The following is a 13529-nucleotide window of genomic DNA, read 5'->3' on the forward strand; positions in this document are numbered from 1 at the left end:
TAAAGGAACTAAAATGGATAAACGTATTTTCGTTGAGAAAAAAGCTGATTTTCGTGTCAAATCTGATTCTTTAGTAAAAGAATTACAGCATAATCTTCAGTTGAAAACCTTGAAGGATCTTCGGATTGTTCAGGTTTATGATGTTTTTGGCTTGGCAGAGGATTTGTTTGCGCGTGCGGAAAAACATATTTTCTCTGAGCAAGTGACCGATACTGTTTTGGATGAAGCTGCGGTTAAGGCTGATCTTGAGAAGTTTGCTTTCTTTGCTATCGAAAGTTTGCCTGGTCAATTTGACCAACGTGCGGCGTCTTCACAAGAAGCTTTGCTGTTGCTTGGTAGCTCAAGTGATGTAACGGTAAATACTGCTCAATTGTACTTGGTTAACAAGGACATTGCTGCGAATGAATTGGAAGCTGTCAAAAATTACCTTTTGAACCCAGTGGATTCTCGTTTCAAAGACATCACTGTTGGTATTGCGAAACAGGATTTCTCTGAGTCTGATAAGACCATTCCAAACTTGGATTTCTTTGAAACTTATACAGCAGAAGATTCTACACAGTATAAGGCAGAGCAAGGATTGGCAATGGAAGTAGATGACCTGCTCTTCATTCAAGATTACTTCAAGTCAATTGGACGTGTGCCAACTGAGACTGAGTTGAAGGTGTTGGATACTTACTGGTCTGACCACTGCCGTCATACAACTTTCGAGACTGAGTTGAAGAACATCGACTTCTCAGCTTCTAAATTTGAAAAACAATTGCAAGCGACTTATGACAAGTATATCGCTATGCGTGACGAGCTAGGACGTACAGAAAAACCTCAAACCTTGATGGATATGGCGACTATTTTTGGCCGTTATGAGCGTGCTAATGGTCGTTTGGATGACATGGAAGTATCTGATGAAATTAATGCCTGCTCAGTTGAAATTGAAGCGGATGTCAATGGTATCAAAGAACCATGGCTTCTCATGTTCAAGAACGAAACCCATAACCACCCAACAGAAATCGAACCATTTGGTGGTGCGGCTACTTGTATCGGTGGTGCCATTCGTGACCCCTTGTCAGGTCGTTCCTACGTTTACCAAGCCATGCGTATTTCAGGTGCTGGTGATATTACAACACCAATTGCTGAAACTCGTGCTGGTAAATTACCACAACAAGTGATTTCTAAAACAGCAGCTCACGGTTATTCTTCATACGGTAACCAAATTGGTCTTGCAACAACCTATGTTCGTGAATACTTCCACCCAGGTTTCGTTGCTAAGCGTATGGAGCTAGGTGCTGTGGTCGGTGCGGCTCCTAAGGAAAATGTTGTTCGTGAAAAACCTGAAGCTGGTGATGTAATTATCTTGCTCGGTGGTAAGACTGGACGTGACGGTGTCGGTGGTGCGACAGGTTCTTCTAAAGTTCAAACGGTTGAATCAGTTGAAACAGCTGGTGCTGAGGTCCAAAAAGGAAATGCCATCGAAGAACGGAAGATTCAACGTCTTTTCCGTAACGGGGATGTAACACGTCTGATCAAGAAATCAAATGACTTTGGTGCTGGTGGTGTCTGTGTGGCTATCGGTGAATTGGCTGATGGTCTTGAAATTGATCTAGACAAAGTGCCATTGAAATACCAAGGTTTGAACGGTACCGAAATTGCCATCTCTGAATCTCAGGAACGTATGGCTGTGGTGGTTCGTCCAGAAGACGTAGATGCCTTCATTGCAGCATGTAACAAAGAAAATATTGATGCAGTTGTCGTTGCAACAGTTACTGAAAAACCAAATCTTGTCATGCACTGGAATGGTGAAACGATTGTTGATTTGGAACGTCGTTTCCTTGATACAAATGGTGTGCGTGTAGTTGTAGATGCTAAGGTAGTTGACAAGGATGTCAAGCTTCCAGAAGAACGCCAAACATCTGCTGAAACCCTTGAATCTGATACTCTTGAAGTCTTGGCTGACCTTAACCATGCCAGTCAAAAAGGTTTACAAACCATCTTTGATAGCTCAGTTGGTCGTTCAACAGTCAATCACCCACTTGGTGGTCGCTACCAAATCACACCAACTGAAGCTTCTGTACAGAAATTGCCAGTCCAACATGGTGTGACAACAACTGCTTCTGTTATGGCGCAAGGGTTCAACCCTTATGTAGCAGAATGGTCTCCATATCATGGTGCGGCTTATGCGGTCATCGAAGCAACCGCTCGTTTGGTTGCTGCTGGTGCAAACTGGTCTAAGGCTCGTTTCTCTTATCAAGAATACTTCGAGCGTATGGATAAACAAGCGGAGCGTTTTGGTCAACCAGTAGCAGCTCTCCTTGGATCAATTGAAGCTCAGATTCAACTTGGTTTGCCATCTATCGGTGGTAAAGACTCTATGTCTGGTACCTTTGAAGAATTGACAGTACCACCAACCTTGGTTGCTTTTGGTGTCACAACTGCAGATAGCCGTAAGGTCCTTTCTCCAGAATTTAAAACTGCTGGTGAAAATATCTATTACATCCCAGGTCAAGCTTTGGCCCAAGAAATTGACTTTGATCTTATCAAGTCTAACTTTGCTCAATTTGAAGCCATCCAAGCTGATTATAAAGTCACATCTGCATCAGCTGTCAAATATGGAGGTGTCCTTGAAGCTCTTGCCCTTGCAACATTTGGTAACCATATTGGTGCCACTGTAACCCTTGAAAATCTTGAGACTGCCTTGACAGCTCAATTGGGAGGATTTGTCTTCACATCTCCGGAAGAGATTGCAGGTGTTGAGAAGATCGGACAAACAGTAGCTGACTTTACACTTACTGTCAACGATGTAACGCTTGATGGAAACAAGCTTGACAGTGCCTTCCAAGGTAAATTGGAAGAGGTTTACCCAACGGAATTTGCACAAGCAACTGAGTTGGAAGAAGTACCAGCTGTGGCATCAGATGCTGTTATCAAAGCCAAAGAAACAGTTGAGACACCAGTGGTTTACATCCCAGTGTTCCCAGGTACTAACTCTGAGTACGATTCAGCTAAGGCCTTTGAAAAAGAAGGTGCTCAAGTTAACTTGGTACCATTTGTCACATTGAATGAAGAAGCAATTGTCAAGTCTGTTGACACCATGGTTGACAATATCGAAAAAGCTAACATTATCTTCTTTGCAGGTGGCTTCTCAGCAGCCGATGAACCAGATGGATCAGCTAAATTTATCGTTAACATCTTGCTCAATGAAAAAGTACGTGCAGCCATCGATAGCTTCATTGAAGGTGGCGGTTTGATTATCGGTATCTGTAACGGATTCCAAGCTCTTGTCAAATCAGGTCTTCTTCCATACGGTAATTTTGAAGATGCAAGCAGTACGAGTCCAACCCTCTTCTACAATGATGCCAACCAACACGTGGCTAAGATGGTAGAAACACGGATTGCCAATACCAACTCACCATGGCTTGCTGGAGTGGAAGTTGGTGACATCCATGCCATCCCAGTATCACACGGTGAAGGTAAATTTGTCGTAACGACTGAGGAATTTGCAGAGCTTCGTGACAATGGGCAAATCTTTAGCCAGTATGTTGACTTTGAAGGTAAACCAAGCATGGATTCTAAATACAATCCAAATGGTTCTGTCAATGCTATTGAAGGTATTACAAGCAAGAACGGTCAAATTATTGGGAAGATGGGACACTCAGAACGTTTTGAAGATGGTCTCTTCCAAAATATTCCAGGAGATAAAGACCAGTACCTCTTTGCGTCAGCGGTTAAATATTTTACTGGAAAATAAGATTTGCAGATTTTCTAATAGATAACCATCAGTAAATGTAAAATCAAGTAGATCTAGTTCGTGATGATTGCAAAGGATTTCATTTGCGAGTGAAACGAACTTCTACCGTATCATTCCCAAGTGGTTTCGTTGAGAGTGACCCTACTACTAAAGGGATGATACACAAATAAAAATTAGGTATATAAAATGACATACGAAGTAAAATCTCTTAATGAAGAATGTGGTGTTTTCGGTATTTGGGGTCATCCGGATGCTGCCAAATTGACCTATTTTGGACTCCATAGTCTTCAGCACCGTGGTCAGGAGGGGGCAGGGATCCTCTCCAATGACCATGGACAATTGAAGCGCCATCGTGATATGGGGCTTTTATCAGAAGTCTTCAAAAATCCTGCTAATTTGGATAAATTGACAGGGAATGGAGCGATTGGGCATGTACGTTATGCGACTGCGGGAGAAGCTTCTGTAGACAATATTCAACCTTTCCTCTTCCGTTTTCACGATATGCAGTTTGGTTTGGCTCATAATGGGAATCTGACCAATGCAGAATCTCTCAAGCAAGAATTGGAACAAAGAGGGGCAATTTTCAGCTCGACTTCAGATTCTGAAATTTTGGCTCATCTTATTCGTCGTAGCCACAATCCAAACCTGATGGGTAAAATCAAGGAAGCACTTAGCCTTGTCAAAGGTGGTTTCGCTTATCTCTTGATGTTTGAAGACAAGTTGATTGCAGCTCTTGATCCAAACGGCTTCCGACCTCTATCAATCGGGAAAATGGCTAATGGAGCAGTTGTTGTTTCATCTGAAACCTGCGCCTTTGAAGTCATCGGTGCTGAGTGGATTCGCGATGTGAAACCAGGCGAGATTGTCATTATTGATGACAATGGCATCCAGTATGACAGCTATACAAACGATACTCAGTTGGCTATCTGTTCCATGGAGTATATCTATTTTGCCCGTCCCGACTCTAACATCCATGGTGTCAATGTCCATACGGCTCGTAAGAGAATGGGAGCTCAACTGGCACGTGAGTTCAAGTATGAAGCTGATATCGTAGTCGGGGTGCCAAACTCCTCTCTTAGCGCAGCTATGGGATTTGCGGAAGAATCAGGTCTACCAAATGAAATGGGGCTCATCAAGAACCAATATACGCAACGGACCTTTATCCAGCCGACTCAAGAATTACGCGAGCAAGGGGTTCGGATGAAGTTATCTGCTGTTTCTGGTGTCGTTAAAGGCAAACGCGTTGTCATGATTGATGACTCGATTGTACGAGGCACGACATCTCGTCGCATTGTCCAACTCTTGAAAGAAGCGGGGGCATCAGAAGTGCACGTTGCCATTGGGAGTCCTGCTCTTGCCTATCCATGTTTCTATGGGATTGATATCCAGACGCGTCAGGAGTTGATTGCGGCTAATCACACGGTTGAAGAAACATGCCAAATCATTGGTGCGGATAGCCTGACCTATCTTTCGATTGATGGCTTGATTGATTCTATCGGCATCGAAACAGATGCGCCGAATGGCGGTCTCTGTGTCGCTTACTTTGATGGGAAATATCCAACCCCTCTCTACGACTATGAAGAAGAATATCGTAGAAGTTTGGAAGAAAAAACGAGTTTTTACAAATAAAATTCCCCATTGAAGGAAAGGAAAAGGAAAAAACAAATGACAAATAAGAATGCATACGCTCAATCGGGTGTGGATGTTGAAGCGGGTTATGAAGTTGTTGAACGTATCAAAAAACACGTGGCACGTACGGAGCGTGCGGGTGTTATGGGAGCTCTTGGTGGTTTCGGTGGCATATTTGACCTTTCAAAAACAGGTGTCAAAGAGCCCGTTTTGATCTCAGGGACTGACGGTGTCGGAACGAAACTGATGCTGGCTATCAAGTACGACAAGCACGATACGATTGGTCAAGACTGTGTGGCTATGTGTGTCAACGATATCATCGCTGCAGGTGCGGAGCCTCTCTACTTCCTAGACTATGTGGCGACTGGGAAAAATGAACCAGCTAAATTGGAACAAGTCGTTGCTGGTGTGGCCGAAGGTTGTGTACAAGCCGGTGCAGCCCTTATCGGTGGAGAAACGGCTGAAATGCCTGGTATGTATGGCGAAGACGACTATGACTTGGCTGGCTTTGCTGTTGGTGTTGCAGAAAAATCTCAAATCATCGACGGTTCAAAAGTAGCAGAGGGAGACGTCCTTCTCGGACTTGCTTCCAGTGGTATCCACTCAAATGGCTATTCACTTGTTCGTCGTGTCTTTGCGGACTATACAGGTGAGGAAGTCCTCCCAGAATTGGAAGGCAAGAAACTCAAGGAGGTTCTTCTTGAGCCAACTCGCATCTATGTCAAGGCTGTCTTGCCACTCATCAAAGAAGAATTGGTTAATGGGATTGCCCACATCACAGGTGGTGGTTTCATCGAAAATGTCCCACGGATGTTCGCTGATGACTTGGCTGCAGAGATCGAAGAAGACAAAGTGCCAGTTCTTCCAATTTTCAAAGCTCTTGAAAAATATGGCCAAATTAACCATGAAGAGATGTTTGAAATCTTCAACATGGGTATTGGTCTCATGCTTGCGGTTAAACCAGAAAATGTTGAACGTGTCAAAGAAATTCTCGACGAACCAGTTTATGAAATTGGTCGTATTGTGAAGAAAGATGGCGCAAGTGTGGTGATTAAATAATGGCTAAAAAAATTGCTGTTTTTGCCTCTGGAAACGGTTCAAACTTTCAGGTGATTGCGGAACAATTTCCAGTAGAATTTGTTTTTTCAGATCATCGGGATGCCTACGTTTTAGAACGTGCCGAAAAACTAGGGGTTTTATCTTATGCCTTTGAACTCAAGGAGTTTGAGAGCAAAGCAGACTACGAAGGAGCCATTGTTGAGCTCTTAGATGAACACCAGATTGACTTGGTTTGTCTCGCAGGTTACATGAAAATCGTCGGTCCAACCTTATTAGCAGCTTATGAAGGTCGTATCATCAATATTCACCCAGCTTATCTCCCTGAATTTCCAGGCGCTCATGGTATTGAGGATGCTTGGAATGCAGGCGTGGACCAGTCTGGTGTGACCATTCACTGGGTGGATTCTGGTGTGGACACTGGTAAGGTTATCAAACAAGTCCGTGTGCCACACCTTGAAGGGGATACCCTAGATACTTTCGAGACTCGCATCCACGAAACAGAGTACAAACTCTATCCAGAAGTCTTGGATAGTTTGGGGGCTGCACGAAAATAAGGAAGCCCTCGAGCTGAAAGAAAATTTTCGACTGTAGCAAAGAAAGAACTTTTTTAAAAAGGAAAAGAAAGAATATGACTAAACGCGCCTTAATCAGCGTCTCAGATAAAGCGGGCATTGTTGAATTTGCCCAAGAACTTAAAAAACTTGGTTGGGATATCATCTCAACAGGTGGTACCAAAGTTGCCCTTGACAATGCTGGGGTAGAGACCATTGCCATCGACGATGTGACTGGTTTCCCGGAAATGATGGATGGTCGCGTCAAGACTCTCCATCCAAATATCCACGGTGGACTCTTGGCTCGTCGTGACTTAGATAGCCACTTGGAAGCGGCTAAAGACAACAAGATTGAGCTCATTGACCTTGTTGTGGTCAACCTTTATCCATTCAAGGAAACCATTCTCAAACCAGACGTGACTTATGCGGATGCCGTTGAGAACATTGATATCGGTGGGCCATCTATGCTTCGTTCAGCAGCTAAAAACCATGCAAGCGTGACGGTCGTGGTAGACCCTGCTGACTATGCTGTTGTTCTTGACGAATTGGCAGCTAATGGCGAAACAAGCTACGAAACTCGCCAACGTTTGGCGGCTAAGGTTTTCCGTCACACAGCGGCTTATGATGCCTTGATTGCAGAATACTTCACAGCTCAAGTGGGTGAAGCAAAACCTGAAAAACTCACTCTGACTTATGACCTTAAACAACCAATGCGTTACGGTGAAAACCCTCAACAAGACGCAGACTTCTACCAAAAAGCCTTGCCAACGGCTTACTCAATTGCTTCAGCGAAACAGCTTAACGGTAAAGAATTGTCCTTCAACAATATCCGTGATGCGGATGCCGCTATCCGTATCATCCGTGACTTCAAAGATCGTCCAACGGTTGTAGCTCTCAAACACATGAATCCATGTGGGATTGGTCAAGCTGATGACATCGAGACTGCTTGGGACTACGCTTACAAGTCTGACCCAGTGTCTATCTTTGGTGGAATCGTCGTTCTTAACCGTGAGGTAGATGCTGCGACAGCTGAGAAGATGCACGGTGTTTTCCTTGAAATCATCATTGCACCAAGCTATACGGATGAAGCGCTAGCCATTTTGACCAACAAAAAGAAAAACTTGCGCATTCTTGCCTTGCCATTTGACGCACAAGATGCTAGTGAAGTAGAAGCAGAATACACAGGTGTGGTTGGTGGACTCCTCGTTCAGAACCAAGACGTGGTCAAAGAAAGGCCAGCTGACTGGCAAGTGGTAACCAAACGCCAACCAACTGAGACAGAAGCGACTGCCCTTGAGTTTGCTTGGAAAGCCATCAAGTATGTCAAATCAAATGGAATCATCGTGACTAATGACCACATGACACTTGGTGTTGGCCCAGGTCAAACTAACCGTGTGGCTTCCGTCCGTATTGCCATTGACCAAGCTAAAGATCGCCTTGACGGTGCTGTCCTTGCTTCGGATGCCTTCTTCCCATTTGCGGATAACGTGGAAGAAATCGCTAAGGCAGGTATCAAGGCCATCATCCAGCCTGGTGGATCCGTCCGTGACCAAGAGTCTATCGAAGCTGCTGATAAATACGGCTTAACTATGGTCTTCACAGGCGTGAGACATTTTAGACATTAAGAAAATAAAAGGGAAGAAAACAGTTTCTTTCCTTTTTTTACTTTAAAAGCGAAACGAAACAAGATTAAAACGAACGTTTATGGTATAATATTAGTAAATAATTCGCAAAAGAGGTTGAAAGATGAAGCTGTTAGTTGTCGGCTCGGGTGGTCGTGAACATGCCATTGCTAAGAAGTTGCTTGAGTCAAAAGACGTTGAAAAAGTCTTTGTATCTCCTGGGAATGACGGGATGACTCTGGATGGTCTGGAATTGGTAGATATCTCTATTTCCGAACATTCTAAATTAATTGAGTTTGCAAAAGCCAACGATATTGCTTGGTCCTTTATCGGGCCAGATGACGCCCTTGCGGCTGGAATCGTGGATGAGTTCAATGCAGCTGGTCTCAAAGCCTTTGGTCCGACAAGATTGGCAGCGGAGCTGGAGTGGTCCAAGGATTTTGCTAAGGAAATCATGGTCAAATATGATGTTCCGACAGCAACCTATGGCACATTTTCCGACTTTGAGGAAGCCAAGGCCTATATCGAAGAAAAAGGCGCTCCAATCGTAGTCAAGGCAGACGGTTTGGCCCTTGGGAAAGGTGTCGTCGTTGCGGAGACAGTCGAGCAAGCAGTAGAAGCCGCTCACGAGATGCTTTTGGACAATAAATTCGGAGACTCAGGTGCGCGTGTGGTTATCGAGGAATTCCTTGACGGGGAGGAGTTCTCACTCTTTGCCTTTGTCAATGGTGACAAGTTCTATATCATGCCAACGGCTCAGGACCACAAACGTGCTTATGATGGCGACAAGGGGCCCAACACTGGTGGGATGGGTGCCTATGCGCCAGTTCCACACTTGCCACAGAGCGTGGTTGAAACGGCGGTTGACACCATTGTCAAGCCAGTTCTTGAAGGTATGATCAAAGAAGGTCGTCCGTATCTTGGTGTCCTTTACGTAGGTCTTATCTTGACAGCTGATGGACCCAAAGTCATCGAGTTTAATGCTCGTTTCGGAGATCCTGAAACGCAAATCATCTTGCCTCGTTTGACATCTGACTTTGCACAAAATATTACGGATATCCTCGATGTGAAAGAGCCAGCTATTACTTGGACGGATAAGGGTGTGACACTAGGTGTGGTTGTAGCATCAAACGGCTACCCACTCGCTTATGAGAAAGGTGTCAAGCTTCCTACCAAGACAGAAGGCGACATCATCACTTACTATGCCGGAGCTAAATTTGCTGAAAATGGGCAAGACCTTCTTTCAAACGGAGGCCGTGTTTACATGCTGGTTACCACAGCTGATACCGTCAAAGACGGCCAAAACACCATCTACAGCCAACTCGACAAACAAAACACAGAAGGCCTCTTTTATCGTACGGATATCGGAAGCAAGGCAATTAGATAAAGATATAAGAAAAGGCGACGCAGTCGCCAAACTCGATAATGGTCGTTTAATTGGCGAGCATTAGCGAGCTGATATAGAGCAATCACCGCCGTTGTGAAAGAACGATTGGCTTAAAAAGCCAATCGTTTAGGGAAATCGGAAGACTTAAGGCTTCCGATTTAGGCATGAGACACCTTCGGTGGCTGCTGCCGTCCCTCACAACCTAAGGTGATTGTCAAAAAAAGGAAGAAAAAGGATTAAAAATGAAACCAGTAATTTCCATCATCATGGGCTCAAAATCCGACTGGGCAACCATGCAAAAAACTGCTGAAGTCCTAGACCGCTTCGGTGTAGCCTACGAAAAGAAAGTTGTCTCTGCCCACCGAACACCTGACTTCATGTTTAAACATGCCGAGGAAGCACGGAGTCGCGGTATCAAGGTCATCATCGCGGGTGCAGGTGGAGCTGCTCACTTGCCAGGGATGGTTGCTGCTAAAACTACCCTTCCAGTCATCGGTGTGCCCGTCAAATCACGTGCTCTTAGTGGCGTGGACTCGCTCTACTCTATCGTTCAGATGCCGGGCGGAGTACCAGTCGCAACTATGGCTATCGGTGAAGCAGGTGCGACTAACGCTGCCCTCTTTGCCCTCCGTCTCTTGTCAGTAGAGGACCAAGCTATTGCGACAGCTTTGGCAGATTTCGCAGAAGAACAAGGAAAAATCGCAGAGGAGTCTAGCAATGAGCTCATCTAAAACAATCGGAATTATCGGTGGCGGTCAGCTGGGTCAGATGATGGCCATTTCTGCTATTTACATGGGGCACAAGGTCATCGCACTGGATCCTGCAGCGGATTGCCCGGCCTCTCGCGTGGCGGAGATCATCGTGTCTCCTTATAATGATGTGGACGCCCTGCGTCAGTTGGCGGACCGCTGTGATGTTCTCACTTATGAATTTGAAAATGTCGATGCTGACGGTTTGGATGCCGTTATCAAGGATGGGCAACTCCCTCAAGGAACGGACTTGCTCCGCATTTCCCAAAATCGCATTTTTGAAAAGGACTTTCTTTCAAACAAAGCTCAAGTCACTGTGGCACCCTACAAGGTCGTGACTTCAAGCCAAGACTTGGCAGATATCGACCTCTCTAAAAACTATGTCCTCAAGACTGCGACAGGTGGTTACGATGGGCATGGTCAGAAGGTCATTCGCTCAGTAGAAGATTTGGCAGAAGCCTATGCGCTAGCTGACTCAGCAGACTGTGTCTTGGAAGAATTTGTCAACTTTGACCTTGAGATTTCTGTCATCGTGTCAGGGAATGGCAGGGATGTGACGGTTTTTCCAGTTCAGGAAAATATCCACCGCAACAATATTCTTTCAAAAACCATTGTACCTGCTCGCATTCCAGCAAGCCTAGCAGAAAAAGCTAAAGCTATGGCAGTGCGAATTGCAGAACAGCTCAAGCTATCTGGAACGCTCTGTGTGGAAATGTTTGCGACTGCTGATGACATCATTGTCAATGAGATTGCCCCACGTCCACACAATTCAGGCCATTACTCAATCGAAGCCTGCGACTTCTCTCAGTTTGATACCCATATCTTGGGCGTTCTCGGAACACCATTACCAGACATCAAATTGCATGCTCCAGCTGTTATGCTCAATGTCCTAGGCAAGCATGTCGATGCTGCTGAAAAATATGTCACAGAAAATCCAAGCGCCCACCTACATATGTATGGTAAAATAGAAGCGAAGCACAACCGCAAAATGGGACATGTGACTTTGTTTAGTGATGTACCAGATGAGGTTGCGGAGTTTGGGGAGTAAGACAGGACCCCAGTTATAAGGTCCGTCGTCTTACCCCTGTAAGGTTGACTAGGCTTGTCGTAGGTGAAAAATAGACAAGAGAAGACAGGTAATTATTGGTAAAAAGGAATGATTGATAATGATTAGAGATCAAGAAGAACTATTAAACTCGGTGTACGACAAACAAATTCGAGATTATTTTAAAGAGGCATTAGACTGCTATAACACAAAAGCATATAAGGCATGTGTTATTCTATCTGTTATTGCTGGCATGGACGATTTGTTTAAAAAAATTGATATGTTATCTACCGAATTTAATGAGAGTCAAAGAAGCCAATTTGATAGAATTAGAATTCAACGGAATAATTCTAAACCATTTGAAAGAGATTTGATAAATTTCTGTAATGAAGATGGTTTTGGAATTTTATCCAGATATGAAATTAAAGAGTTGGAATATTGTTTTGATTTAAGAAATAGTTTCGCGCATCCCTCTGAGGAGAAATGCACGGCAGAAAAAGCAAGATATGTATTTTCAGTAATGATTGATTTAGTTTCTTCAAAGAAAATGTTGGGAGGTTACGTCTATATAAATTCTCTAATAAACAAAATCGGTGGACAGTTTTATTATCCTTCGATTGATACTTCATCTATTATATCTATTACTTCAAATGCTTTAACATTTGTTGATGATAAAAAATATGTTATTTTATTAAAAAAAATGTTGGATAAGTTAAGAGGTGAAGGAACTACAAATTATGAGTATTTTATATCTACTTTAATTAATAATATAGAAGATATTGATGAGTTGAATCGTTCCATCGAACCTGCTTTGTCGGAGGGGGTTATGCGATATTCATCTTTTGAGATAATGTATAGGCTTCATCCAAATGTTTTTCAGAAATTTGATAGTAGTAACAGTCAAAAAATATTAAGAACCTTACTTGAACAGAGTGCTACTAAACAGTTGTTATGTGATATTTTTCAAGAGTTTGTAAAAGTTCGCAAAGAATTACCAAAACACTTAATAGAAGAAATTTTTGCCAATTTAATAGAGGAACGAGTCAATTTTTCTGTTAAAACATACATACTAGATAATGAAATGAAAAGATTCTTACGAATACTTTATGAACATTTCTCCAAAGAGTACGCTATTGAAAAAATAGAGTCCATAGTTGATTTATACAAAAATGAGAACATTGAGTCTATCAATCTTATAATCTCATTACTATTTGACCTTGAAGAAAATAGTTTAGTGAAAAAACTTTTAGATATTCTGAAAGAAAAAATTATTTCACAAATATATAATATAAGTAATCCAACAATTGATGAATTTTGTGAGTTAATCCCTAAGGATTTTGATTGTATGGAAAGTAACGATATTTTAGATTTTTTCTTTTCTATTCTTGAAGCTTCTTGTAGAGGTTCTTATAAAGCTCATCCAATTGTTGAAAGCTTTACCGAGAATGCTTTTTTCCAGTATGTTGAAAAATCTATAATCGATATGAATGATGATTACTTTAGCGAAAGTTTTTATAAAAAACATGATAGGTTCATAATCGACAACTGGAGAATAATAGCTGAGAAAGCTAAAGATTCAAATATCGCAAATAAGTATAATGAGTATTGGAAAAAAAGAATGCAGTATCAAACTGACGAATTTCAGTTTTTATAGAATAAAATAAACAAACAGAAAGGAACAAGGGCGCCGTATCCTCTAAACTGAATACGGGCTACGGATTTCCTAATTGTAAACAAAGAAAGGAAAA

The 13529-nt window shown here is 43.0% G+C and carries 9 protein-coding genes and 1 pseudogene; all 10 read left to right on the forward strand.

Annotated features, from left to right (window positions below):
- Nucleotides 1-13: 13 nt before the first annotated feature.
- Nucleotides 14-3739 carry a phosphoribosylformylglycinamidine synthase gene (locus tag ACXYSM_RS06040; protein ID WP_458634717.1) on the forward strand — a complete coding sequence of 1242 codons (3726 nt, stop codon included), beginning with the start codon at nucleotides 14-16 and terminating at the stop codon, nucleotides 3737-3739.
- Nucleotides 3740-3925: 186 nt separating this feature from the next.
- The gene (gene purF / locus ACXYSM_RS06045; protein WP_458634718.1) at nucleotides 3926-5368 is read left to right on the forward strand and encodes an amidophosphoribosyltransferase; all 1443 of its coding nucleotides are present in this window, start codon (nucleotides 3926-3928) and stop codon (nucleotides 5366-5368) included.
- 36 nt (nucleotides 5369-5404) lie between these two features.
- Nucleotides 5405-6427 (forward strand): phosphoribosylformylglycinamidine cyclo-ligase, encoded by a 1023-nt coding sequence (purM, locus tag ACXYSM_RS06050; protein ID WP_458634719.1) that lies wholly within the window; start codon nucleotides 5405-5407, stop codon nucleotides 6425-6427.
- A complete protein-coding gene (gene purN / locus ACXYSM_RS06055) occupies nucleotides 6427-6981 on the forward strand; it encodes a phosphoribosylglycinamide formyltransferase (RefSeq protein ID WP_458634720.1) in 555 nt (184 codons plus the stop codon). Before purM ends, purN begins: the two co-directional genes overlap by 1 nt.
- 74 nt (nucleotides 6982-7055) lie before the next feature.
- The gene (gene purH / locus ACXYSM_RS06060) at nucleotides 7056-8603 is read left to right on the forward strand and encodes a bifunctional phosphoribosylaminoimidazolecarboxamide formyltransferase/IMP cyclohydrolase (RefSeq protein WP_458634721.1); all 1548 of its coding nucleotides are present in this window, start codon (nucleotides 7056-7058) and stop codon (nucleotides 8601-8603) included.
- Nucleotides 8604-8724: 121 nt separating this feature from the next.
- Nucleotides 8725-9987, forward strand: a complete 1263-nt coding sequence (purD, locus tag ACXYSM_RS06065; protein WP_458634722.1) for a phosphoribosylamine--glycine ligase — start codon at nucleotides 8725-8727, stop codon at nucleotides 9985-9987.
- Nucleotides 9988-10135: 148 nt separating this feature from the next.
- A pseudogene (locus ACXYSM_RS06070) lies at nucleotides 10136-10198 on the forward strand (phosphoribosylaminoimidazole carboxylase); the annotation flags it as partial.
- Nucleotides 10199-10229: 31 nt separating this feature from the next.
- Nucleotides 10230-10718, forward strand: coding sequence for a 5-(carboxyamino)imidazole ribonucleotide mutase (gene purE, locus ACXYSM_RS06075; protein ID WP_458634723.1), 489 nt, complete (start codon nucleotides 10230-10232; stop codon nucleotides 10716-10718).
- Nucleotides 10705-11784, forward strand: coding sequence for a 5-(carboxyamino)imidazole ribonucleotide synthase (gene purK, locus ACXYSM_RS06080; protein WP_458634724.1), 1080 nt, complete (start codon nucleotides 10705-10707; stop codon nucleotides 11782-11784). Before purE ends, purK begins: the two co-directional genes overlap by 14 nt.
- A 118-nt stretch (nucleotides 11785-11902) precedes the next feature.
- A complete protein-coding gene (locus ACXYSM_RS06085; RefSeq protein WP_458634725.1) occupies nucleotides 11903-13435 on the forward strand; it encodes a hypothetical protein in 1533 nt (510 codons plus the stop codon).
- Nucleotides 13436-13529: the final 94 nt, after the last annotated feature.

The organism is Streptococcus sp. V940 (assembly GCF_054353495.1).

Bases quoted from the DNA above. Each gene is read 5' to 3' on its own strand.
- ACXYSM_RS06040 (WP_458634717.1), top strand. From the start codon at position 14: ATGGATAAACGTATTTTCGTTGAGAAAAAAGCTGATTTTCGTGTCAAA.
- purF (WP_458634718.1), top strand. From the start codon at position 3,926: ATGACATACGAAGTAAAATCTCTTAATGAAGAATGTGGTGTTTTCGGT.
- purM (WP_458634719.1), top strand. From the start codon at position 5,405: ATGACAAATAAGAATGCATACGCTCAATCGGGTGTGGATGTTGAAGCG.
- purN (WP_458634720.1), top strand. From the start codon at position 6,427: ATGGCTAAAAAAATTGCTGTTTTTGCCTCTGGAAACGGTTCAAACTTT.
- purH (WP_458634721.1), top strand. From the start codon at position 7,056: ATGACTAAACGCGCCTTAATCAGCGTCTCAGATAAAGCGGGCATTGTT.
- purD (WP_458634722.1), top strand. From the start codon at position 8,725: ATGAAGCTGTTAGTTGTCGGCTCGGGTGGTCGTGAACATGCCATTGCT.
- purE (WP_458634723.1), top strand. From the start codon at position 10,230: ATGAAACCAGTAATTTCCATCATCATGGGCTCAAAATCCGACTGGGCA.
- purK (WP_458634724.1), top strand. From the start codon at position 10,705: ATGAGCTCATCTAAAACAATCGGAATTATCGGTGGCGGTCAGCTGGGT.
- ACXYSM_RS06085 (WP_458634725.1), top strand. From the start codon at position 11,903: ATGATTAGAGATCAAGAAGAACTATTAAACTCGGTGTACGACAAACAA.